We start from the raw sequence: 23,782 nt of genomic DNA, 5'->3' as shown, positions 1-23,782 counted from the left end.
ATCGCCGCACCGTCACTCCCACATTCGACCGAGTTCTCCCAAAGGAACGCGATTAATTGTGGGAGCGAGCCTGCTCGCGATTGAGGCGCCACCGTTTCGGCAATGAACGCAGGCTTCAGTCCACTGAATCCATCACCCGCCGATAAAACAACCACTCCTGCTCCAGCGCATGGGCCTGATTGCCGGCCTTGCGAAAACCATGGCGTTCGTCCGCGTAGTAATGCGCTTCGACCAGGATGCCGTTGTCCTGCAGCGCCGTGACCATGTCGCGGGTCTGCTGCGGGACGACCACGGCATCCAGTTCTCCTTGAAAGAAGATCACTGGCACGCGGATGTTGCCGGTATGCAGCAGCGGCGTGCGGGCCGCGTAGCGTTCGGCATCCCGCAGAGGATCGCCGATCAACCAATCCAGATAATCACTTTCGAATTTGTGGGTCGTGCGCCCCAGCGCCACCGGATCGCTGACCCCATACAGACTGGCGCCGGCGCGGAACACGTTGTGAAATGCCAAGGCGCAAAGGGTGGTGTAACCGCCAGCACTGCCGCCGCGGATGAACGCTTTGTCGCCATCGATCAAGCCACGTTCGGCGAGATGGCTGACCACCGCGCAAGCGTCTTCGACATCCACATCACCCCAGCTCAAATGCAGCGCCTGACGATAGTCCCTGCCATAACCGCTGCTGCCGCGATAGTTGAGGTCGGCCACAGCGAAGCCCCGCTGTGCCCAATACTGGATACGCGGATCGAACATCGGGTAACACGCCGAAGTCGGGCCACCATGGACGAACACCACCAATGGCGGTTTCGCCGCGCCGGTCATCGCCGGGTAGAAGAAGCCGTGTGCTTCGCCTGAGCCACTTGGGTAGCGCAAGGTTTGCGGGCGGCTGATCTGTTCGGGAGCAAGCGGTGCGATGCCGCCGGCCAGCACTTGCACTTGCCGGCTCTGGCGGTCGATGGCGATGACGGCGGTTGAACTGACGGGCGACGCCGCGATGCAATAGATGAACTGCTTATCCACGGCGAGATGGCGGAAGCGGCTGTAGTCGCCGGTGAAGTCGGCGCTGGAATCGCCGCCTATGCCCAATCGGCCAAACCCGCCTTCGGTCCAACTGGCCAGATAGCTGTCGTTGCCCAGCGGCAACCAGGTGCTGCCACCGAGTTGCCAGGGCGCGGGGCCATGGTCGGCGGCGGCGCTTGGCAATGGGCTCAGGCCTTTTTCAGATTCCATCCATGGCTGCCAGAAACCGGCGCGATCGGTCAGGCAATACAAGCGACCGTTGGCATCAAACCGCGGTTGTTGCACAGACTCTTGCGCGCCTTCGCCCGCCACACAACGAGCTTCGGCAAGCCCGCCATTGGCGAGGCGTTCGGCAACCATCAAGCGGGTCGTTGTCCATGGCTGATCCGGACGACTCCATTCGATCCAGGCCAGGCGCCGGGCATCAGGGCTCAGCGTCGGTGCCGCGTAGAAGTCAGCACCCTCGGCCAGCAGGTGACGTGCGCCATCGAACAGATCGATCGCCATCAGTCGGTGTTGATCGCGAAGTTCCTCGACCGCCAGCACCTGCCCGTTGGCGAACTGTAAATCACCATAACGGCACGCACTGGACGTCAGCCTTTCGGGCGCTTCGCCTTGCAGTGATTGCCGATACAGTTGCTGGTCTGCCTCGTTGACGAAAACGATACCGTCGTCCGTCAGGCAAAACGCGCCGCCGCCATATTCGTACACCCGACTGCGCACGCTGAACCCCAGTGGCGTCAGGCATTTCGCTGCACCGTCACGCCAATGCCAGATCCGGCACGCCGCGTCTTCGGGTCGGTACTCGTTCCAGAACAGGCCCTGTCGACCGACCTGCAGTTCGGCAAAGTCGATACCGGCGGCCACGGCTTTGGCAGCGCTGAAAGGTTCAGCTTTTGGCGATGAGGCGTGAGTTTCGTTCATTGCGAAAGGCCAGTTGGTCGATGGTCTGGGTAGCGTGCCCGGCTTCTTCGCGAGCCTTGAGGATCACGCCGTGTTGTGGCGACTTGCTGCACACCGGGTCGGCGTTGCTGGCATCACCGGTGAGCATGAACGCCTGGCAGCGGCAGCCGCCGAAGTCTTTTTCTTTCTCGTCGCAGGAGCGGCACGGCTCGGGCATCCAGTCATAACCGCGAAAGCGGTTGAAGCCGAACGAGTCGTACCAGATGTGCTGCATGCTGTGGTCGCGCACGTTGGGAAACTGCACCGGCATCTGTCGGGCGCCGTGACAGGGCAGGGCGGTTCCGTCTGGCGTGACCGTCAGAAAAATACTGCCCCAGCCATTCATGCAGGCTTTCGGGCGTTCTTCGTAATAGTCCGGGGTGACGAAAATCAACTTGCACGGATGCCCTTCGGCTTCGAGTTTGGCGCGGTACTCGTTGGTGATGCGTTCGGCGCGCACCAGTTGTTCTTTGGTCGGCAATAGCCCAACGCGATTGAGTTGCGCCCAGCCGTAGAACTGGCAAGTGGCGAGTTCGACGAAGTCCGCTTCCAGAGCGATGCACAGCTCGATGATGCGGTCGATCTGGTCGATGTTGTGCCGATGGGTCACGAAATTCAGCACCATCGGATAACCGTGGGCCTTCACCGCCCGGGCCATTTCCAGTTTCTGCGCAAAGGCCTTTTTCGACCCGGCCAGCAGATTGTTCACCTGTTCGTCGCTGGCCTGGAAGCTGATCTGGATGTGATCGAGACCGGCCTTCTTGAAGTCGCTGATTTTCTGCTCGGTCAGGCCGATGCCGGAGGTGATCAGGTTGGTGTAGAAACCCAGTTTGCGGGCTTCACCAATCAACTCGGCAAGGTCCTGGCGCACCAGCGGCTCGCCACCGGAAAAGCCCAGTTGCGCGGCACCCATTTCCCGCGCTTCGCGGAACACCTTGATCCACTGTTCGGTGCTCAGCTCCTTGCCTTGTTCGGCGAAATCCAGCGGATTGGAGCAGTACGGGCATTGCAGCGGGCAGCGGTACGTCAGCTCGGCCAGCAGCCACAGCGGCAAGCCGATTTCAGGTTTGGGCGGCACTTGCACCGATGAATCAGGCAAGTTCGATCCAGTGTTGCGCACGGGCAACCTCCATGAATTGCTCGATGTCGTCACCAAGCTCGGGCACGCCGGGGAACTGTCGGTCGAGCTCATTGATGATTGCCGCGACATCCCGTTCACCGTCAATCAAACCGCCGATCAGCGCGGCACTTTCGTTGAGCTTGATCATGCCTTCCGGGTACAGCAGCACATGGCCTTTTTGCGCCGGCTCGTACTGGAAGCGGTAGCCAGGGCGCCAGGTCGGGGTCTTGCTGCGATCGAAACTCATAAGGTGATTCCTTTGTGCCAGACCCGTTCTCCGGTCACGCTGTGATACGGCGGGCGTTTCAGTTCGTAGGCCATGCTCATGGCATCGAGCATGCTCCAAAGAATGTCCAGTTTGAACTGGAGAATTTCCAGCATGCGCTCCTGGCCTTCACGAGTAGTGTAGTGCTGCAACGTGATCGCCAGACCATGCTCGACATCACGCCGTGCCTGACCCAGGCGCGTGCGGAAATACTCGTAGCCGGCCGGGTCGATCCATGGGTAATGCTGGGGCCAGCTGTCCAGGCGCGATTGGTGGATCTGCGGGGCGAACAGTTCGGTCAGCGAGCTGCTCGCGGCTTCCTGCCAACTGGCGCGGCGGGCGAAATTGACATAGGCGTCCACGGCGAAGCGTACGCCGGGCAGCACCAGCTCCTGGGAACGCAGTTGGTCGGGGTCGAGGCCCACGGCCTGGCCCAGGCGCAGCCAGGCTTCGATGCCGCCGTCTTCACCGGGCGCACCGTCGTGGTCGAGCAGGCGCTGAATCCACTCGCGGCGGATCTCGCGGTCAGGGCAGTTGGCGAGGATAGCCGCGTCCTTCAGGGGGATGTTCACCTGATAGTAGAAACGGTTGGCGACCCAGCCCTGGATTTGTTCGCGGGTGGCCCGACCTTCATACATCGCCACGTGATAGGGGTGATGGATGTGGTAATAGGCGCCCTTGGCGCGCAGGGCCGCTTCGAATTCGGCGGGGGACATTGGGGTGTCGGTCATTGCGGTTCTCCGGGGAACAACCGTAGAGGTGTAGTGCTTGTGCCGGCCTCATCGCGAGCAAGCTCGCTCCCACAGGGGAATGCGGTCAACTGTGGGAGCGAGCTTGCTCGCGATAGACCGCGCAGCGGTCTCGACTACTTACAAAACAATACTCATGCCGTCATACGCCACTTCCACCTGGCGCCGATCCAGCTCCGTGCGCTCCGGCGAGTCCTCATCAAGAATCGGGTTGGTGTTGTTGATGTGGATAAGCACCTTGCGCTGCTCGGGCAGTTGTTCCAGCACTTCGAGCATGCCGCCAGGGCCGTTCTGCGCCAGGTGGCCCATCTCGCGACCGGTGCGGGTGCCTACGCCACGCCGCTGCATTTCATCGTCATCCCACAGCGTGCCGTCGACCAGCAGGCAATCGCTGCCAGCCATGATTTCCAGAAGCTCTGCATCCACCTTGCCCAGGCCCGGTGCGTAGAACAGCTTGCCGCCTGTGTTGAGGTCTTCGACGATCAGGCCGATGTTGTCGCCCGGATGCGGGTCGAAGCGGTGCGGCGAGTACGGCGGCGCGGCACTGCGTAAAGGCAGCGGGGTGAAGCGCAGGTTCGGGCAGGCGGGGATGGTGAAGCTTTGATCGAGTTCGATACGGTTCCAGTTCAGCCCGCCGTTCCAGTGAGTCAGCATGTTGAACAGTGGGAAACCAGTGCTCAGGTCCTCGTGGACCATGTCGGTACACCAGACCTGATGCGGGCATCCCTCGCGCAGCATGAGCAGGCCGGTGGTGTGGTCGATCTGGCTGTCCATCAGGATGATCGCGCCGATCCCGGTATCGCGCAGGGCGCGGCCCGGCTGCATCGGGGCGAAGCTCTGGAGTTGGGCGCGAATGTCCGGGGAGGTGTTGCACAGCACCCAGTTCACGCCGTCATCGGAAATCGCGATGGACGATTGCGTCCGCGCCTTGGCCCGCAGGCTGCCGTCACGAAAGCCTGCGCAGTTCACACAGTTGCAGTTCCACTGGGGGAAGCCGCCGCCGGCAGCGGAACCTAGAATCTGGACAAACATGGACGCTCCATCATTTCAACGCTGAAAATAAAACGCCTCGGGATAACCGAGGCGTTAGCTGCAGTCCGCCAAGGCAGATTAGCGGCTGGCGAAGTACATGGTGACTTCAAAGCCGATACGCAGGTCGGTGTAGGCAGGTTTGGTCCAGGCCATAGATTGAACTCCTTCAAGTGGGGTGGGACAGCGCTATCTATAGGTATAGTCCACCTCAATTCAGAGATGTTCCAGATAGTTAGGTGGCAATGTTACTCAAAATTTCAAAGGGATTGTCCGTGAAACTTTGAGAAAGCTCCTTACAGCCCCGGTAATGATCATTTTGTCGCTCGCCAGGGAGTGCCGGGTGCAGGGCTGTTGGCCAGGCTCAGCCAGCCGCCCTCGGCCTGATTCAATCGCTGTGCGGCGGCCAGCAGTTCGGCGCGGTCGATCAGCAGGATTGCCTCTGGTAATTGCGTCAGATAATCCGACGAGCGGCCGCCCAACTTGCCCTGCCAAAGCAATTCGGCCGCTTGGCTCGTGGTGAGCGCGGCGCTGGAAAATTGATCCGCCAGAGCCTGGCGTTGAGCATTGAAGGTGGTGTCGTCGAGCGCGTGGATCAGCTCCGGCAATCGATTCAGGAATTGCTCGATGTGTTGCAGCAACGCCGTTGGTGCAGCGCTTGGCGATTGCACGCCGAACAGCAGCCCGGTTTGGCCGTGAATCTGCCGCGTGGCGCTGAACACCGCATAGCCGAGTTGCAGCTCCACCCGCAGGCGCTGGTAGAACGGCGTCTGTGAGAGGTGAGCGAGCAAACGCCACGCGGCTTCGTCGGCCATTTCCTGGGTGGCTGTCGGACAGAACAGCAGCAACGCGTGCTCGCTGGAGGCGGTATCGACAGTGCTCCACAGATGCTGTGCAAGGATCGAAGAGGGCTGCGTCAGTTGATTGTCCGGCGCGCCGGGTATGCGGCTCAAGGCCAGGCCCATGGCCGCTTGAGTCTGAGCCGATAACCCGATGGCCAACCCATCCCATCGCGCACTCGACCAGAGTTGCTGCAGGTCATCCGAGCTCGCGCTGTGCTCGAGGCAGTGATCGGGCAATGTTTTGAGCAGTTGTCGAATCGGTATCAACGCAACGCTGGTCGATTCGGCTTGTGAGACAGCGGCATCAGGTTTTGTCAGTTCTTTCAGCGCATGCTCCAGGACGCTGGGCATCGGCTCCTGAAGCCCGCTCAGTTTCAGCAGCCATTCGTTGCCCGACGCACTGAAGGAAACATCCACGCCGGCCTGACGCGCGTCTTCGCGCAATGGTTGCAGGTGGTTTTCCAGCTGTGATTGAAGGTGGCTGCCGGGAGTCGAACCTAGGCGCCAGCGCAGATAAATCGCACCTTCAGCACCGTTGTCCGGCCATGCCTGGCTGAATTGCATCGGCGAACGTTCACGACGGCTGCGCGAGCGATCCTGGGCAAAAGTGCGCAGGCCACGGTGGGCGCTGGTCTGGCCGCGAATCAATCCGGCGTTGGCTGTCGGTGCTTCGCAGGGCAAGAACGGGTTGGGTGCTGGCAATTGCCAGCGGCCGCTGAAGTTATCCACAGCGCCGATTTGTTTGAGGACTTGCTTGAGGGCTGTAACGCCTTGGTCAGATAACCCGACTTCGCGTTGTTCGCTGTCCAGTCGGGCCAGTTGCAAGGCGCTGCTGACTTGCTGTTGGCGCTGGAGCAGGGTTGCGTATTCTTCGCGCAATCGGCTCCAGTCTTGCCTGGCGAAGAAGCCCAGCCAATCCATCAGCCGCTCGCGAATCCCGGTTGCCAAAGAGTTGGCGGGCAATGTGAACGCCAAGTGCAGCAAGGCTTGCCCGGCGAATTGATACAGCGACTCGGCCTTCAGTTTTTCGGCCAATCCACGCTCACGCAAATCCGCCAGCAAACCGCCCGGTTTCTCGGCATTCAGCCAGTGACACAGAAAACCCAGTGCTTCGGCGGCGGAGTCGGGTAGCGCTTCGAGGGCAAACAGCAAATCCAGTCGGCGCTCGCCAGCCTGTTGATAACTGGCGTTTGAGGTCGCCATCAGCGGTGCCGGGGATTGTTGCGTGGCCTTTTCACCGCCGGCAATGACGCTGGCAAATGTCTCGGCCAAACCTCTTAGTTCATCGAGGCTCTGTGGCCCGGCCAGGCTCAAGGTCATCTGCCCGGTCTGGTAAAACCGCTGATAAAAATCCTGCAATACCTGCTGAAATTCGGGTTGCGACACCGGGAGGCTGTCGCGATTGCCAGCATGGAAACCTCGCAGCGGATGAGCCTCAGAAAGCCCATCGAACAATGCCCGCTGTTGTTGCGCCACCGGATCCTGCGACCAGGCGATAAATTCCGCCTGCAGCACTTCCCGTTCCCGCTGTTGATCGTCCGGATTCATGCGTGGATGGGCGAGCATGTCTGACAGACGCTCAAGCCCACCGGTAAACGCTTGGGGTGGCAGTTCAAAAAAGTAGTCCGTGGTGCGTTCGCTGGTCCGCGCATTCACTTGCCCGCCATGCCCCTGGACGTAGGCCATCAGCCCTTGGCCCGCAGGAAATCGCTCAGTCCCCAGAAACAACAAATGCTCAAGAAAATGCGCCAGACCGGGCCAGGCCAGCGGCACATCATGGCTGCCGGCAGCCACGCGCAACGCCGCCGCGCAACGCTTCAGGTTCGGGGCATGACGCAGCGTCACCCGCAGGCCGTTGGCCAGGGTTTCCGTAGGGGGGCGAGGTTGATTCAGCGCGAGCATGGGCACTTCCAGAACAGTGAAGTGCCAATGCTAGCGGATTACAGTGGACTAGCGCTTGTTCAGGTTGCCGTAAAGCTCAGGGCGGCGATCGAGGAAATAGCGATTGGCGGCGCGGGAGTCGAGCATCAACTGGCGATCCAGCTCGCCGACGATCAGCGCCTCATCCAGACCCGCCTGGGCGATACGGCTGCCATCCGGTGCGGCGATGCTGCTCTGGCCGCAATAATGAATGTCGCCTTCGCTGCCGCAGTAGTTGGCGTAGGCCACGTAGCACTGGTTCTCAAAGGCCCGGGCGCGGACGGTGACGTCAGCGATGAAGTCGTAGGGAATCATGTTGGCGGTCGGCACCAGGATCAGCTCGGCACCGGCCAGGGCCAGGCGTCGGGCATTTTCCGGAAATTCCAGGTCGTAGCAGATCAGGAAACCGAGCTTCCAGCCGTTGAGCTCAACGATGGGAAACTCGTCTGAGCCGGCGCTGAACATCGAGTGATCGAGGTCGCCGAACAAGTGAGTTTTGCGGTAGTTGCAGACGCGCTCGCCATTGGCATCGATCAACTGCACGGCGTTGTAGATCTGCCCGTCGGCGGTGCGCTCCGGGTAGCCATACAGGATGGCGATCCCGGCTGCCTTGGCAATGCGCGCGATCTGCTGCGCCGACTCACCGTTGTACACCTCCGCCAACACGCTGACGGCATCGACGCCGATGTTGTAGCCGGTCAGGAACATCTCCGGCAGCACCAGCAGGTCGGCGCCTTTTGCCTCCAGCGCAAGCTGCTGCAAGCGTTGCAGGTTGCCGGCGACATCCAGAGGCAGCGGTGGACATTGGTAAAGGGCTACGCGCATTTCGGATTCCTCTTACTCGGGCAGGGCGATCGGTCCGATCTCGTTGAACACATCTCCTGGACCCGGATTCTCGGCGTGAGTTGCACCGCCGAAGTGTTTCATGATGCCCCACACCGCATTGAGCGACGTCTGCACCGCGCCTTCGACCCAGGCCGGCGTCCACGAAACATCGTCGCCGGCGATGAAAATCCCGCGTTGTTCGGCTGGCATGTCGTCCTGCATGAAGTGTGCGTACATACGCTGGTTGTAGCGGTAATGGCCGGGCAGGGCGCCTTTGAATGCACCGAGGAAATGTGGGTCGGCTTCCCAGGACACGGTGATCGGATCGCCGATGATCCGCGCGGCGATGTCGACTTTCGGGTAGATCTTCTTCAACGCATCCAGCGCCAGCTTCACGCGTTTTTCCACCGGCTGCGGCAGCATCTTCAGGGCGTCGCTCATCCACGAGTACGACAGGCAAATCACTCCCGGTTTGTCGTCGCCGTTGTCGAACAAATAAGTGCCGCGGGTCAAACGATCGGTGAGGGTCATGCTCATCAGGTCGCGGCCGGTTTCCGGATCTTTGTCTTTCCAGAACGGGCGGTCGACCATCACGAAAGTCTTCGACGACTGCATGTAGCGGGTGCGGTCCAGGGCCATCCACATTTTTTGCGAGAACAGGGTTTCGTCGCATTCGATCTGGGTGGTCAGCAGCCAGCTCTGGCAAGTGGTTAGCACTGCGGCGTATTCGCGTGTGTCGCCCCAGTTGTCGGTGACGGCGAAACGGCCGCCCGGTGCGTGGGCAATTTTCTTCACACCGGTACGTGGTGCGCCGTTGTGCAGGGAACTGAGGCTGGTGCCGGCCGGCCAATGCGCGCAACGTTCCGGCACATGGCGCCAGATGCCCTGTGGCACCTGTTCCACACCGCCGACCACCAGATGCTGATGGTCGTCGCAGTTGGTCATCACCACGCGGAAAATTTCCAGCATCGAGTTGGGGAAGTCCGAGTCCCAGCCGCCGGTGCCGAAACCGACCTGGCCGAACACTTCGCGGTGATGGAACGAGAGCTTGGCGAAGGCCTTGGAGGTGGCGACGAAATCGTAGAAGGTGCGGTCGTCCCACAGCGGCACCAGGGTGTTCCACAGCTCTTTCAGGCGTGGAACATCACGATCACGAATGGCTTGCTGGATATCGGAGAACTGCGAACCGGCTTCCAGGGCATCGGCCCAGGCGTCAGCCACTTCCTGGAACAGCGCAGGAAGGTCCGACAGCTTCTGTGCGTAATGGGTCTGACCTTCGAGGTCGATCACCGTGCTGCCCGACGCGGGCGTCAGCGGGTTAGGGAAAGGTTTGGTTTCCAGACCCAGTTTGTCGACGTAGTGATAAAACGCGGTGGACGACACCGGGAAGCGCATCCCGCCCAGTTCGGCAACGATGCCTTCGGCGCCATTGAACGCCTGGGAACGCAGGCGGCCGCCCATTTTCGAAGCTTCGTAGACGACCGGCTTCAGGCCCAGCTTCATCAGCTCATACGCCGCTACCAGGCCGGCGATCCCGCCGCCGACAATCGCCACTTCAGCACCGTGACTATGCTCAGGAATGCTGCCCAGCCCGGCCGGGTGTTCGATCCAGTCGTCGAAGGCGAAAGGAAAATCCGGGCCGAAAATGGTGACTGGTTTCTTACCGTCTGCAGGATGGCGATTGTTCTTGTTCATGGCTGACCTTGCTGGCGACCCGACGCGGAATGCGCGTCTGAGTATAGGAAAAGATGCCAGCCATTCTAGAGAGCACAGAACACGTTAATAAGACGCAAAGTGTCGTCATTTTGCCATTTTATTGGTCGATATGACGAACTTGATATGCACACTGACCACTGTAGGAGCGAGCCTGCTCGCGATGACGTCAGTTCAGACACCCATGAAACCTGAATTGGAATCTCAAACCGGCTGCCCCCGATCAATCTTGCTGCTCAAGATGATCGAGGTCGTGGTCTTCTCCACCCCATCCACGCTGCCAATCTGATCCAGCAATTGATCCAGCTGCTCCGGTGAATCGGTGCGCAACCACGCCACATAATCAAATTCACCACTCACCGCACACAATTGTTGCACCTGCGCCATCGCGCTCAGGCGCCGCAACACCTCCTTGCCGGAACGCGGTTGCACAGTGATCCCGACATACGCCTGCAACCCGCCATCCACCACCCGCTGCCCGAGGCGCACGCCATAGCCGGTGATCACTTTGGCCTTTTCCAGCCGCGCCAGGCGCGAAGTGACCGTGGTACGGGCGATGCCCAGTTGCCGGGCAAGCATGGCCACGCTCTCGCGGGCGTTGATCTGTAGGGCGGCAATCAATTGGCGGTCGATTTCATCGAGAACAGGGGGGCGAGTGTCGGGCAACGGCGTGGCTCCAGAGGCGTGAATCAATGGTCCAGCATGTTACAGGCTCGTTCGACGCGACGCTTGTGGCCGAAAGAGAGTGGGCAATCGACTAAGATTGATGCAGTCGAGGGCGAGAGGCCAAGGACATGACAACAAAGCTACCTGCTGCTGTACGGGACCGTGCATTGCAGATCGCCCATCACGAAATGGGGCACTACGTGGTGGCCCGCGCCCTGGGATTTGAAACGGGCGGCGTGACGCTGACAGTGACCAAGGATTTGCGGCACCAGGGAGGGGCCTCCATTACCTTGGTGCGCCCAATTTCGTCGATGGAAGCCATGAAGGAACATCTGGAAGCCCGGATGATGGTGCTCCTGGCTGGCGCAATGGCGCAGACACTGCCTTCAAAGCCTTCAGCGTCAAAACTCGTCGACAAGCCCAAAGCCGCCGCCATCCTCAAAGGCGAGCAGGGGGCGGAACAGGATTACGCAAAAATCAGGGAGCTTCAGCATCTGTTGCGTAACATCGCCTGTCCCGATACCGATCCAGCGTCGTCTGAGCGCATAGCGGCGCAGCTCAAAGCGATGACTGATCGGGTGTGGGATCGGACGCAAAAAATCATAGAGGATCAGGCCGGGACGATTGCCGAATTGGCGGGGGCGCTGGTGGACGGCATGGTCATCGTGGAGCAGTGGGGGCGGGCGGCGGATACGTATGAGGTCGTGTTGACGGGGCAGATGCTGGAGCGGCTGCGGGCAGTCCAGGCTATCCCTTCGCTGCGTGTTTGGACTGACAGTTGCAGTGATGTCGTTCAGCACTGGAAATAACGAAAGCCCGAAGAGGCTGGCTCTATCAGTCCCAAAAAGGGAATTCTCGGTCCCTTTTTGGGAATTTTCCGGTCCTGTGAACAGTGTTCTATTGATCTGCATCCGTTCTCGATTGAACAGGCCTTCGCGTCAGCACCTTCACCACATCATCAATCACCGCTTTGCTCATCGTCGTTAGATAGTGCGCGGCCCTGGCGTGGCGGTCGGAGTCTTGGGCGTAGGCGGTGTCCACGGTGAGGGACTTGGCGAGGAACAGCAGGTCGGAGGCTTGGGCCAGAGCGTCGGCGATGGGGACGTCGCGGCAGACGTGGAACAGTGGTTGATTCGAGAGATACAGGAAGGGGGTGAAGCCGACGGTTTTCAGTTCTGAATGATCAGATGGATTTGCTTTTGTCATGATGTAACTCCTTGGCTTAAAGAGCCGCCTCGTTCGTTTCCAAGCGAATGGGTGGCAGCTGTGCGCAGGTTGGAAACCGGGAGCCAAGGAAACCGGCACGTCCGAAGACGTCCCACGCACAGCTGCCATAACACTGAGTCGCAGCCGTAAAAACGTCTGGAGTCGTGATGGGACTGTTGCGCTTGACCTGACTAGACGGGTTTCCAAGCCCGATCGCTGAATGGTCAGCGACGTTCGGAGACTATCCCGTCGAGGAAAAGCGCAACAAGGCGGCAAAGTGCCCAAATAGAAGATTCGGAGTTTGCCTACAAGGTCCTAAGGCGTCATCCGATATTTCGACACCTTAAGTAAACAAAACTAAACAATCAGGCAAAACAGCGGCATATGAACGAGGCATTTAAGTTTTACGTATAAGCCCAAGTGCGGTCGCACAGCCTCCAATCAGTACCAGCACGATAATCAGGGTGGTCGTAAAATGGCTTGACTGGAAAACTTTTCTTGTGCGACAAGTGTCCACGTTTTATGGAATGTGGACGGCGGGGCTTTTGGAGTTCATGAAGAGTCAAGATATTTTGCTTCTTTTTAAAATGGCTAGCCTCCACGCGCAGGAGGAGAAGCTATTTGGAAGAATGGAATCGGAGTCAATGGCGGATTTATTTGAAACGCTACTGGAGCCCAGTGTGAGCCCGCCAATGGTGGCTGGCGATCCGGTGGGTCGCGCATTGGCTGCTCACAATCCTGATCCTGAAGACACAGTTTATCGCGTGCAGGAGCTTGATAGCCCCAGGGGCGATGCTGACAAGTGGGAGGGGTGGTCGGACGCGGTTCCATCCCCTCCAGTGTCGAGCTGGATTGAAAGCTACTCCTTGCGCGCACTCTCGGCATCTCTTGGTTTGAGTAAAAGTGAGGTTTCGAACTCGATGGCACGGTGTCGTGAGGCGGGGTTGCTCACCAACGACTACGACACCTCTCTTCCGAAGGTGAACCGCCGAGAGCTCGTGAAAATCACGGAGCATGCCCTCAAATACTTTTACCCGGTAAAGCTAGGTGCAATTGTTCGCGGCATCCCCACCGGCTTTGCAGCGCCAGCGCTGTCCAAGAGCCTCAAAAGTGCTGGTGGGCTCATTCCAGTTTGGCCTGATGCTTTCGGGAGTGAGCGCGGTCAGGCGATTGAGCCGCTCTACAAAACCGTTCCAGACGCGGTGAAGAAGGACCGAACCCTTTATCATTACTTGGCGCTCGTTGATGCGATCCGCGTTGGCGGACCGAGAGAGTGCGCAGTAGCGGTCAACATACTCAAGGCGGGGATGGGGCTGAAATAAGATGGCATCAAATGCTGACCACAATTACGAGCTGATCGAGTACGTGGCTGAAGGTCTGGGCAAAGAATTATTGACTGAAGTTGCCTTTGTCGGTGGATGCACGACGGCAATGCTGGTGACCGACACCGCTGTCATGGATGACATCCGGTTTACTGATGATGTCGACTTGGTAATCGAGTTGGCTGGTGTGAGTGCCTGGCAACGCCTCACAGAACGCCTGGCGGCCAAAAAATTCAAAATCACAGGGGAAGACGAGGTCAACTGTCGATTTCGTTTCAACGATGTCATCGTCGATGTGATGCCTTCGGATCCCGCTGTTCTCGGCTATGCGAACCGCTGGTTTGTGGAAGGGCTCGCTCACGCTGTGAAGTTCGAGCTACCCAGTGGTCTGGAGATACAGATCTTCAAGTCGACTTACTTTCTTGCTACGAAGTTGGAAGCCTTCAGTGGGCGCGGAGAAGGCGATCCTTATCACAAGGATGTCGAGGACATCGTTATCCTGATTGATGGGCGTCCGGAGCTGTTGGAGGAGGTCCGAGGGGCGGAAACTGAATTGCTGCAGTTCATCGCCAAGGGCGTTGGTGAACTGTTTAGGCTCAGTGGCATCGACTATGCGATTCAAAGCTCGGGCTCGGTTCGGGCAAACCCCGCTCGTGGCATGCTCATCCATCAGCGTATGAAGGATCTGAGCCTGCTCGCATGAGATACGAAATCAGATCGGTAAAAGGGCGAGCCCGAGAAGCCAACCATGATTGCGCTGGCGCGGTATTCGATGGCGTCAGGGGGCTGTTTGTTGTCGTGGATGGCACTTCGAAGCCCGGTAGCGGCCAGTTGGCCCATGGGTTTGTGCAAGCAGTGATGGAAGCCTGTCAGGCCCGTATTAGTCAAGGCGCTGAAGACACTACTCATAGTGGCGTCCAGCAGCTGCTACGGTCTGTACTTACAGATTTACACGCTCCACTGTTTGCTAAGCAGACCGGTACAACAAGCTACTTGGTTGGTATTGCTTCTCATGGGCAGCTCACCCTTGCATATGAGGGCGACTGTTCATGTGGCTTTGCCAGTGCGGAGGGTGGAATCGAGTGGTTCACACCACCGCATTGCAAGGCGAACTGGAGGCGTGACCGATCACATCGGGAACTTGCGCTTGACCCGGCCCGCAATCAGATCACCCGTTGCTATAGGGCCAACCGTTCCCCGGATCCAGATTTTGTTTTCCGTTCAGTGGCTGCAGGCGAGCGCCTGGTGTTTGCAACGGATGGCTTTTGGGCGGAGCTGACCGATGCTCGACAGGATGACGTGCTTGCAGCTCCTGCCATTGAAATCACCGATGTAGACGATGATGTGACTTGGATTGATGTGAGGCTGTAAAACATTGCGAGCTGGCCGGTTTTTTCATTGAAGGCGCGCCACTTGCTTATGAAGTGGGTCGAAGGGCTTGAAATGGGGCCGAAGTCATTCCAGCTGAAGAGTTCCAGTCGCTCCCGCCGACCAGACACGAAAAAGCCGCGCATTGCGCGGCTTTCTTGTTTGGTGGGCCCACACGGACTTGAACCGTGGACCAAAGGATTATGAGTCCTCTGCTCTAACCAACTGAGCTATAGGCCCTCAGTAGGCCGCGGATTATAACGACGGTTTCGCGGCTGTGCCATCTGAAAAAGCCATTACGTTTGTACGAAGAAATGTCGCGGCAAATTCGTCGGGGGGCAGGGGTAGGCTGACGATGTAGCCCTGGATTTGTTCACAGCCCTCGGCAGCGAGGAATTGCTGTTGCGCCAGTGTCTCGACCCCTTCGGCAATCACGGTGAATGGCATGCTGCGTCCGAGCGCGATGATGGCGCGTACGATCGCCGCATCGTGGGGATCGTCCGGCAGGCCGCGGACGAAGGACTGGTCGATCTTGAGGATGTCCAGTGGCAGGCGCTTGAGGTAGCTCAGGGACGAGTAACCGGTACCGAAGTCATCGATGGCCAGTTGCACGCCCAGTTTTTTGAGTTGATGCAGCACCGCCAGCGCTTCTTCGGCCTGGCTCATGATGAAGTTTTCGGTGATTTCCAGTTGCAGGAAACCGGGGTTGAGGCCGTTGTCCTTGAGCAACTGTTCGATACGGCCCAGCAGATTGGGTTGACGCAATTGGGCGCCGGCAAGGTTGACCGACAGCGGGCCGGGACTGTCGTACAGCCGGTGCCATTCGGCCATCTGCCGGCAGGCGGTTTCCAGGACCCAGTCGCCGATTTGCAGGATCATGCCGTTTTCTTCCGCCAACGGGATGAAGTGTTCCCGCGGCACGTCGCCAAAGGTCGGATGGCGCCAACGGATCAGGGCTTCGGCGCCGACCAGGCTGTAGTCCGCGAGGCTGATTTTCGGTTGGTAGCACAGGTGCAACTCGTTGCGTTCGATGGCGCGGCGCAGTTCGTGTTCCAGCGCCACGCGTTCGCTGGCCTGGGCGGTGAGGTCGCGGGTGTAGCTTTCGACGCGGTTGCGGCCCTTGGCCTTGGAGCGGTACATCGCGGCGTCGGCGTTCTTGATCAGTGTGGCAACGTCGCAGCCATCCTTCGGATAGAGGCTGGTGCCGATACTGGCGCTGATGAAAAACTCGTGTTCGCCGGCCTGGAACGGCGCGGCGAAACAATTGAGCAATTTGGTGGCGATGTGGTCGGCATCGCTGGATTGTTGCAGGCCCGGCAATAGAATGATGAATTCGTCACCACCCAGGCGCGCCACGGTGTCGATGTCACGCAACTGCTCCTTGAGACGTACGGCAATACCCTTGAGCAGCAGGTCGCCGACCGGGTGGCCGAGGCTGTCGTTGATGTGCTTGAAGCGGTCAAGGTCGAGGAACAGCACGGCGCCCTGGCCGCCGTTTTCCTGTTGGTTGTTGAGCGCCGTCAGCAGGCGGCTTTCGAACAGCGTGCGGTTCGGCAGGCCGGTCAGTGGGTCGTGGTGCGCCTGGTAGTCGAGTTTGGCCTGGGCATGCTTGAGGCTGGAAATGTCGGCGAACACCGCGACAAAGTGGGTGATGAACTTGTCGCGGTTGCGCACGGCGCTAATGGTCAGCCAGCTCGGGTACAGCTCGCCATTCTTGCGCCGATTGGAAATCTCGCCCTGCCAATGACCTTCGGCGGTCAATTGATGCCACATGGCCGCGTAGAACGCGCTGTCATGCAGGCCTGAGGCGAGCAGGCGTGGCGTGTGGCCCAGGGCTTCGTTTTCGCTGTAACCGGTGATTTCGGTGAACGCACGGTTGACCGCGCTGATGTGCTGTTGGGTATCGGTGATCAACACGCCTTCGGCAGTGCTTTCGAACACGGTGGCGGCCTGTTGCAGTTTTTCCTGCATCAGGTGCCGCTCGGTGATGTCCCGGGCGATGGTCAGCATGCAGTCTTCATCGCCAATCGGCAGCGGACGGCTGGACACTTCACAGAGGCGGATCTGCCCGTCGCTGCGGCGGATATGGCAGCTGAAGTCGCGGACAAAGCCGTCGCGGTGCAGCAGGTCGAGCATTTGCTTGCGTTCATTGAGGTTGACCCAGATTCCCAGGTCCAGCGCCGAACGATCCACCGACATGGCACTGTTGAACCCGGTGATGCGGCTAAAACCATCGTTGACCTCCAGCAGCAAGCCATCACTTTGCCGAGACAGCAACAAACCGTCGGGAGAGGCGTGGAAGGCCTTGGCGAATTTTTCTTCGGAAGTTTGCAGCTGTTGCTGGGTTTCCTTGAGCTGGGTGATGTCCCGCACTACGACCACCAGCGCCGGTGTCATGTCGAGGTTGAACGGTTCGGCAGAGATCAGGCCGGTAAACACCTGGCCGTTGCTGCGACGAAAGGGCATCTCCAGGTTGCGGATGCTGCCGGCCTGCAAGCGTTGCAACAGGCCTGGCCCAACACCGGGAATCCCCCAGATGTTCAGGTTGGTGGCGGTCTGGCCAATGACGTCCTCGGCCTTGAGGCCGATCTGTTCTTCGAACGCTTCGTTGACTTCCAGCAGGCAGCCGTCGCTCAGGCGCGCGATCACCAGCATGTCCGGGCATTGCTGGAACACGGAAGCGAATTTCTGCTCCGACAGGCGTAGCGCTTCCTCGGTGCGCTTGGCGTCGGTGATATCGATCATCAACCCGCGCAGCACCGGCTCATGCCCGTGTTCGATCAGGCTGACGATATCGCGCACCCACAGGCAGCGGCCATCGGCGGTGATCACCCGGTAATCGAGGCGGTGATCGCGCCCGGCCAGCACTTCGTGATCGCAGAAGGTCTGGGCGCGGGTCAGGTCGGCGGGGTGAATGATGTTGCGCCAGAAACCCGGAATCAGCCAATGGGACAGGGGATAACCGAGAAGGTCTTCGGCGTGGGGCGATACATAGCTGTAGGTGAAGTCGGTGACTTTTGCTTCCCAGGCGATGGCCGACAGGCTCTCCACCAGGCCGCGGTAGTGGTATTCGCTGCTGCGCAGTTCCTGTTCAAGGTTGACCCGGCGGGCGATTTCCGAGCTCAAGCGGCGGTTGATGCGGATAACCACCGCCAGCACGGTAGTCAGCAGCAGCAATCCGGGCAGGCCATACACCAGCAGGTCATTCCAGAACGTTCGATGATCGAGGACGTTGCCGACCCAATGCTCCTGAATGGCGCTGATTTCAGCAGGGCTCATGTCTGCCAGGACTTTGTCGAGAATGCCGACCAGCATCTTGTTGTCGCGGGGTACAGCCATGGCCAGTTGATAGCGATAGGGGGTTTCACCGCTGACATACAACCCATCGAGCTTGAGTTGGCGCAGTCCCCAGACGCTGGAAGCCAGATCGCCCACCACGGCGTCCACTTCGTCGGTGGCCAGCGCCTGTAGCGCCGAGCTGACGTTGGGTACCGCCACCAGGTTCAAGTCGGGATGGTGGCTGCGCAGCAGCTCGTGGGGGGCGTAGTTTTCCACCACGGCGATTTTCAGGCCGTACAAGTCTTGCAGGTTATGTGGCTGGGGGCCGCCGACATGGGCCAGGATGACAATCGGAAAATCCAGATAGGGGCGAGTGAACGACAGGTATTTCTGGCGTTCCGGGGTCGACATGATGCCCGGCAGCAGGTCCAGTTTGCCCTTTTTGGCTTGTTCCAGGACAGCGGTCCAGCTCACCGGCTCGATGGGCGTGAGCCGGGTTGCCAGCCTTTTGCGGATGACCTCGATGTAATCCGCGGCAAGGCCCTGGTAGCGGCCCCCATCGTCACGAAACTCGAAGGGCGGCCACGACGCATCGACACCCAGGCGCAATTCCGGGTGAGCCGCCAGCCAGCTACGTTCATCGTCAGTGAGAGTCAGCGCGCCAGCCGTTGCGGTCCAGGTCATCAGCGACAGCAAAAAAAACACGGTCGGCAGTCTGGGCATAACGGTCTCGTTATGGCTCGGGGGAATGTTTCGAGTGTAGACGGCTACAGGGAGGAGGGGGGAAGCGGGGAGATTTAATCTGTACAAAGCAAAACCCCCGGCCTGGGCCGGGGGTTCTGTGATCACTCGTCGAGGAAGGAGCGCAGATGCTCGCTTCTCGTCGGGTGGCGCAGCTTGCGCAGCGCCTTGGCTTCGATCTGACGAATCCGTTCACGGGTCACGTCGAACTGCTTACCAACCTCCTCGAGGGTGTGGTCGGTATTCATGTCGATACCGAAGCGCATGCGCAGAACCTTGGCTTCACGGGCAGTGAGGCCGGACAGGACTTCGCGAGTCGCTTCTTTAAGGCTCTCAACAGTGGCGACATCGATTGGCGACTGCATGGTCGAGTCTTCGATGAAGTCACCCAGATGAGAATCTTCGTCATCACCGATCGGGGTTTCCATGGAGATCGGCTCTTTAGCGATCTTCAATACCTTGCGGATCTTGTCCTCAGGCATTTCCATGCGTTCGCCCAGCTCTTCCGGGGTCGGTTCGCGACCCATTTCCTGCAGCATCTGACGGGAAATGCGGTTGAGCTTGTTGATCGTCTCGATCATGTGCACCGGAATACGGATGGTGCGGGCCTGGTCGGCGATCGAGCGAGTGATCGCCTGACGGATCCACCAGGTGGCATAAGTCGAGAACTTGTAGCCGCGACGGTATTCGAACTTGTCTACTGCTTTCATCAAGCCGATGTTGCCTTCCTGGATCAGATCGAGGAATTGCAGGCCGCGGTTGGTGTACTTCTTGGCGATGGAGATCACCAGACGCAAGTTGGCTTCAACCATCTCTTTCTTCGCGCGGCGGGCCTTGGCCTCACCGATCGACATGCGACGGTTGATGTCCTTGATCTCGGCGATGGTCAAACCGGTTTCGGTTTCCAGCGCGGTCAGCTTCTGCTGGCAACGGATGATATCCGGCTGCAGACGACCAATGGCTTCAGCGTATTTGCCTTTGCCTTTGGCCAGGGCGTCACTCCAGCTTTCGTCGACTTCGTTGCCCGGGAACTGGCGCAGGAAGTCGGCACGCGGCATGCGTGCATCACGAACGCAGAGCTGCATGATTGCGCGCTCTTGCTGACGCAGGCGATCCAGGGCACTGCGAACACGCTCGACCAGGCCTTCGAATTGCTTCGGCACCAATTTGATCGGCATGAACAGCTCGGCCAGGGCCAACAGCTCGGCAATTGCTGCCTTGTTGTTGCGACCGTGCTTTTTCAGCGCCTTGCGGGTGATTTCCATCTGATCGGCCACAGCGCCAAAGCGCTGTGCAGCGATGACCGGATCCGGACCGCTTTCGGCTTCTTCCTCGTCATCCGAGGCTTCACCGTCTTCGTCGTCGGAATCGTCATCCGCCTTGACGGCTTTCGCGTCAATTGGCGGCGGCACTTCTGCCGCAGGCGGCGCGATGCCGTCGTCCGGGTCGATATAACCGCTCAGGACGTCGGACAGGCGGCCACCTTCGGTGGTGACGCGGGTGTACTCGGAGAGAATATGATCAACCGTGCCAGGGAAGTGCGCGATTGCGCTCATCACCTCACGGATGCCCTCTTCAATACGCTTGGCGATTTCGATTTCGCCTTCACGCGTGAGGAGCTCCACCGTACCCATTTCGCGCATGTACATGCGCACCGGGTCGGTAGTGCGACCAATGTCGGTCTCGACCGCAGCCAACGCTGCAGCGGCCTCTTCGGCTGCGGCTTCGTCGGTATCGGCGTCGGCCAGCATAAGGGAATCCTTATCTGGCGCAACCTCGAACACGTTGATCCCCATGTCGTTGATCATGCGGATGATGTCTTCCACCTGTTCCGGATCTGAAATATCCTCCGGCAGGTGGTCGTTGACCTCCGCGTAAGTCAGGTAGCCCTGCTCACGACCAAGTGTGATCAACTCTTTGATACGAGACTGCTGTTGCGCTTTTCCGGACATAACACCCTATCCACTGAAGGTCTTGGCGGGCAAAAAACAAGCCGAGGATTATACCTGAGCTATGACCTCACGCGCCAGTTGAGGTCGGGTTTGTTGCGGAAACATTGCGACTCAAGAGATCGCGCAGTTGATTTTTCTCTTCGCTGGTCAATTCGCTTTGACGCGCTTTTCGCAGAAGTTGTTCCAGGTTTCGCTCGCGTTGGCGGGCTGACAAGCTAGTAATGGTGTCGAAAAACTGTTGTTCAAGGTTATCTCCGTCAATCAGCCATTCCTTTTCGGCCAGCGCCCTGAGCAAACGGCCTTGTTCTGTGCCGTGCCAACGCGCAATCAGTTGAATTGAGTTTAGCTTGGGATTCTTCTGCACGGCTTCGAGCAGCGCCACCAGCAATTGTGTGTTGGTGTGATCTTCGGCGGCGAAGTGCCCGGCATCCTCGACTTTTTCCGCCAGTTGCGGGTGATGCAGCAACGTGCGCAAGGCGGCGAGGGTTGGCGGTTCTACGGCGGCGGGCACCCGTGGCGCGCGGGGTTGATCGCGATCACCGCCTCGCTTGCCATTCTTGTCCCATGGTTTCTTGTCCCATTTCTTGCCTCCTGCACCGGGCTTCTTCGGCGTCCATTCTTGCTGCGGCACATACATTTCCTGTGCCTGCGGCTGATGATAGTCGCTGTAATCGGGCATTGCGTCGTAATCGATGCCCGGGTCGTAGGCCGGCGGTGCTTCTTGCGGGGCGCTTTGTGCCAGCTGGCTCACCGCTTCGCCGCTAAGGCCGGTGATTTCGCTCAGGCGCTGACGCATCAAGGTGCGCAGGTTGGCACCGGGGACTTTGTCGATCAGTGGCGCGGCGAGGGTGGCCATGTGGGCCTTGCCCTCGAGCGAGCGCGGGTCGGCTTCTTCCGTCAGCTGCTGGAAGAAATAATCGGCCAGAGGCTGCGCGTGCTGGTTGATCCGTGCGCGGAAGGCATCGGTGCCTTCGGAGCGGACCAGGGTGTCCGGGTCTTCGCCTTCGGGCAGGAACAGAAAGCGTGCGCGACGACCGTCCTGCAGGCTCGAAAGTGTCGCCTCCAGCGCCCGCCATGCCGCATTGCGGCCGGCCTGATCGCCGTCGAAGCAGAACAGCACGCTGGGCACGACGCGAAACAGCCGCTTGAGGTGTTCCTCGCTAGTAGCGGTGCCCAGGGTCGCAACGGCATTGCGCAGGCCTTGCTGGGCCAGGGCTATGACGTCCATGTAACCCTCGACGACGATGATCTCGTCGAGGTTGCGGTTGGTCTTGCGCGCTTCGTACAGGCCGTAGAGTTCCTGGCCTTTATGGAAAACAGGGGTTTCCGGGGAGTTCAGGTACTTCGGCTTGTCGTCGCCCAATACCCGGCCGCCGAAGGCGATGACGCGCCCGCGACTGTCGCGGATCGGAAACATCACGCGGTCGCGGAAGCGGTCGTAACGTTTACCGCTTTCGGCGTTTTCGATCAGCAGGCCGGCATCGATCATGGCTTTTTGTTGCAGGGTATCGCTGCTCAAGTGCTTGAACAGGTTGTCCCAGCCGGGTGGAGCAAAGCCGAGGCCGAAGTCCCGGGCGATTTCGCCGGTCAGCCCGCGACCTTTCAGGTAATCCACGGCGGCCTTGCGCGATGGATGACTTTTCAGGGCCTGGCGATAAAAGTCGGCAGCGGCGCTGAGTAGTGGATACAGCGGCGAATCGGTCGGCTGTCGCGGTTTGTGCGGGCGGCCGCTTTCTTCGCGGGGGATTTCCATGCCGGCGGCTTTGGCCAGCTCTTCGACGGCCTGGACGAAATCCAGGTTGTCGTGGTCCATGATGAAGCCGAGGGCGTTGCCGCCAGCGCCGCAACCGAAGCAGTAATAGAACTGCTTGTCGGGGCTGACGCTGAACGATGGAGTCTTTTCCTTGTGGAACGGGCAGCAGGCGGTGTGGTTCTTGCCGGCCTTTTTCAATTGCAGGCGCGAGCTGACCACATCGACGATGTCGGTGCGGTTCAGAAGGTCGTCAATGAAGCTCTGGGGAATTAACCCGGCCATGGCGTTCTCGTCATCTGCGCTGAAAGGAGCCCGAAACGTGCGGCGATCGAACGCGGTCATTGTTTGAGGCGCGCAAAGTGTGCGGCTCGACCAGTGTCGTCTGCGTAATCGCTGTCGGGAAGTGTATCTGCCGAAAATCCACTGACGTTAATGCTAATCAGTATTCGACTGTTTGAATGTGTTGCGCTGAATCCGCTGTGGCCAATCATGGGCCCCGGATAGCTCATCATCTGGCACGCAAGCAGGTGCCTTGGGCTGATCGTCGTGAGAGGAATCAGTGGGTGTGCTCGTCAGTAGCCTTGAAAGGCTCGTCAGAAAAGACGTGCACCGCTGGCAAAAGAGCCAGGTCTGACGCGGTGAAGCAGATTTGTCTCGGTCGCGTCTGCGGCTTTGACAGTGAAGCATCAAGCGTTTTACGCAAATGCCATAAGCCCGGCTGAGGGCCGGGCTTGGCAGAAGCTTGCTACGATCGTCTGTGTATTAGTACAGACGAACGGCGCGGCGCTGTTCGCGCTGAACTTTCTTGGCGTGACGCTTAACAGCGGCTGCTGCTTTGCGCTTACGCTCAGAAGTTGGCTTCTCGTAAAATTCGCGGCTACGAACTTCAGCCAGTACACCGGCTTTTTCGCAGGAGCGCTTGAAACGACGCAGAGCTACGTCGAAGGGTTCGTTCTCTTTTACTTTGACGGCTGGCATCCAGAGCTACCTTCATTCATTACCGGGGTCAACATCCTCGCGGCAAAAGAGCACTTGAAGACGTCGGTTTTTAAGGGTTGCGGATGTTAACCCC

General features: G+C 59.3%; 19 protein-coding genes and 1 tRNA gene. 4 read left to right on the top strand and 16 right to left on the bottom strand.

Going from position 1 to position 23,782, the window contains the following annotated elements; genetic code table 11:
• Window positions 1-115: 115 nt before the first annotated feature.
• From AC1DKH_RS02175 to AC1DKH_RS02130, 10 genes are all read right to left on the bottom strand, one after another.
• On the bottom strand, window positions 116-1,942 hold the full coding sequence (locus AC1DKH_RS02175; protein WP_477797287.1) for a S9 family peptidase: 1,827 nt from the start codon (window positions 1,940-1,942) through the stop codon (window positions 116-118).
• Window positions 1,908-3,080, bottom strand: a complete 1,173-nt coding sequence (gene pqqE, locus AC1DKH_RS02170) for a pyrroloquinoline quinone biosynthesis protein PqqE (RefSeq protein ID WP_477755085.1) — start codon at window positions 3,078-3,080, stop codon at window positions 1,908-1,910. The genes AC1DKH_RS02175 and pqqE overlap by 35 nt, the downstream gene beginning before the upstream one ends.
• Window positions 3,052-3,327, bottom strand: coding sequence for a pyrroloquinoline quinone biosynthesis peptide chaperone PqqD (gene pqqD / locus AC1DKH_RS02165; RefSeq protein ID WP_090451769.1), 276 nt, complete (start codon window positions 3,325-3,327; stop codon window positions 3,052-3,054). Before pqqD ends, pqqE begins: the two co-directional genes overlap by 29 nt.
• Window positions 3,324-4,076, bottom strand: a complete 753-nt coding sequence (gene pqqC, locus AC1DKH_RS02160; protein WP_007993179.1) for a pyrroloquinoline-quinone synthase PqqC — start codon at window positions 4,074-4,076, stop codon at window positions 3,324-3,326. Before pqqC ends, pqqD begins: the two co-directional genes overlap by 4 nt.
• A 138-nt stretch (window positions 4,077-4,214) precedes the next feature.
• A complete protein-coding gene (gene pqqB, locus AC1DKH_RS02155) occupies window positions 4,215-5,126 on the bottom strand; it encodes a pyrroloquinoline quinone biosynthesis protein PqqB (protein WP_477762851.1) in 912 nt (303 codons plus the stop codon).
• 78 nt (window positions 5,127-5,204) lie between these two features.
• Window positions 5,205-5,279, bottom strand: a complete 75-nt coding sequence (gene pqqA, locus AC1DKH_RS02150; protein ID WP_003444522.1) for a pyrroloquinoline quinone precursor peptide PqqA — start codon at window positions 5,277-5,279, stop codon at window positions 5,205-5,207.
• Window positions 5,280-5,437: 158 nt separating this feature from the next.
• Window positions 5,438-7,867: a pyrroloquinoline quinone biosynthesis protein PqqF gene (gene pqqF / locus AC1DKH_RS02145; protein ID WP_477797286.1), complete on the bottom strand. Its 2,430-nt coding sequence runs from the start codon at window positions 7,865-7,867 to the stop codon at window positions 5,438-5,440.
• Window positions 7,868-7,915: 48 nt separating this feature from the next.
• On the bottom strand, window positions 7,916-8,710 hold the full coding sequence (locus tag AC1DKH_RS02140; RefSeq protein WP_477755088.1) for a carbon-nitrogen hydrolase family protein: 795 nt from the start codon (window positions 8,708-8,710) through the stop codon (window positions 7,916-7,918).
• A 12-nt stretch (window positions 8,711-8,722) separates the two neighbouring features.
• Window positions 8,723-10,405, bottom strand: coding sequence for a flavin monoamine oxidase family protein (locus AC1DKH_RS02135; RefSeq protein ID WP_477755089.1), 1,683 nt, complete (start codon window positions 10,403-10,405; stop codon window positions 8,723-8,725).
• A 222-nt stretch (window positions 10,406-10,627) separates the two neighbouring features.
• Window positions 10,628-11,089, bottom strand: coding sequence for an Lrp/AsnC family transcriptional regulator (locus AC1DKH_RS02130; protein ID WP_007980298.1), 462 nt, complete (start codon window positions 11,087-11,089; stop codon window positions 10,628-10,630).
• Window positions 11,090-11,217: 128 nt separating this feature from the next.
• Here AC1DKH_RS02130 and AC1DKH_RS02125 point away from each other — a divergent pair, with 128 nt between their 5' ends.
• Complete coding sequence (locus AC1DKH_RS02125) at window positions 11,218-11,898, top strand: zinc metalloprotease (protein WP_477797285.1); 681 nt, start codon at window positions 11,218-11,220, stop codon at window positions 11,896-11,898.
• An 88-nt stretch (window positions 11,899-11,986) separates the two neighbouring features.
• Here the strand turns inward: AC1DKH_RS02125 and AC1DKH_RS02120 are convergent, their stop codons facing one another.
• On the bottom strand, window positions 11,987-12,295 hold the full coding sequence (locus AC1DKH_RS02120; RefSeq protein WP_477797284.1) for a DUF3077 domain-containing protein: 309 nt from the start codon (window positions 12,293-12,295) through the stop codon (window positions 11,987-11,989).
• A gap of 527 nt (window positions 12,296-12,822) precedes the next feature.
• Between AC1DKH_RS02120 and AC1DKH_RS02115 the strand changes: the two genes are divergently transcribed.
• Genes AC1DKH_RS02115 through AC1DKH_RS02105 form a run of 3 tightly spaced genes read left to right on the top strand, consistent with a single transcriptional unit; the run spans window position 12,823 to window position 14,988 of the window.
• Window positions 12,823-13,617, top strand: a complete 795-nt coding sequence (locus AC1DKH_RS02115) for a MarR family transcriptional regulator (RefSeq protein ID WP_477797440.1) — start codon at window positions 12,823-12,825, stop codon at window positions 13,615-13,617.
• A 1-nt stretch (window position 13,618) separates the two neighbouring features.
• On the top strand, window positions 13,619-14,320 hold the full coding sequence (locus tag AC1DKH_RS02110) for a hypothetical protein (protein WP_477797283.1): 702 nt from the start codon (window positions 13,619-13,621) through the stop codon (window positions 14,318-14,320).
• Window positions 14,317-14,988, top strand: coding sequence for a PP2C family protein-serine/threonine phosphatase (locus tag AC1DKH_RS02105; RefSeq protein ID WP_477797282.1), 672 nt, complete (start codon window positions 14,317-14,319; stop codon window positions 14,986-14,988). The genes AC1DKH_RS02110 and AC1DKH_RS02105 overlap by 4 nt, the downstream gene beginning before the upstream one ends.
• Before the next feature lie 160 nt (window positions 14,989-15,148).
• Here the strand turns inward: AC1DKH_RS02105 and AC1DKH_RS02100 are convergent.
• The 5 genes from AC1DKH_RS02100 to rpsU form a co-directional block, all read right to left on the bottom strand.
• Window positions 15,149-15,225: transfer RNA gene (locus AC1DKH_RS02100), tRNA-Ile, on the bottom strand.
• 15 nt (window positions 15,226-15,240) lie between these two features.
• Window positions 15,241-18,987 (bottom strand): bifunctional diguanylate cyclase/phosphodiesterase, encoded by a 3,747-nt coding sequence (locus tag AC1DKH_RS02095; protein ID WP_477759785.1) that lies wholly within the window; start codon window positions 18,985-18,987, stop codon window positions 15,241-15,243.
• Between the two features lie 122 nt (window positions 18,988-19,109).
• Window positions 19,110-20,957 (bottom strand): RNA polymerase sigma factor RpoD, encoded by a 1,848-nt coding sequence (gene rpoD / locus AC1DKH_RS02090; protein WP_477754896.1) that lies wholly within the window; start codon window positions 20,955-20,957, stop codon window positions 19,110-19,112.
• 67 nt (window positions 20,958-21,024) lie between these two features.
• Window positions 21,025-22,992 (bottom strand): DNA primase, encoded by a 1,968-nt coding sequence (gene dnaG, locus AC1DKH_RS02085; protein ID WP_223460320.1) that lies wholly within the window; start codon window positions 22,990-22,992, stop codon window positions 21,025-21,027.
• A 480-nt stretch (window positions 22,993-23,472) separates the two neighbouring features.
• Window positions 23,473-23,688: a 30S ribosomal protein S21 gene (gene rpsU, locus AC1DKH_RS02080; RefSeq protein ID WP_002551877.1), complete on the bottom strand. Its 216-nt coding sequence runs from the start codon at window positions 23,686-23,688 to the stop codon at window positions 23,473-23,475.
• Window positions 23,689-23,782: the final 94 nt, after the last annotated feature.

This window comes from Pseudomonas sp. 05L36 (assembly GCF_056398125.1).
Note: the sequence above shows the minus strand (reverse complement) of the source record. Positions and strands in the feature narration are given on the sequence as shown.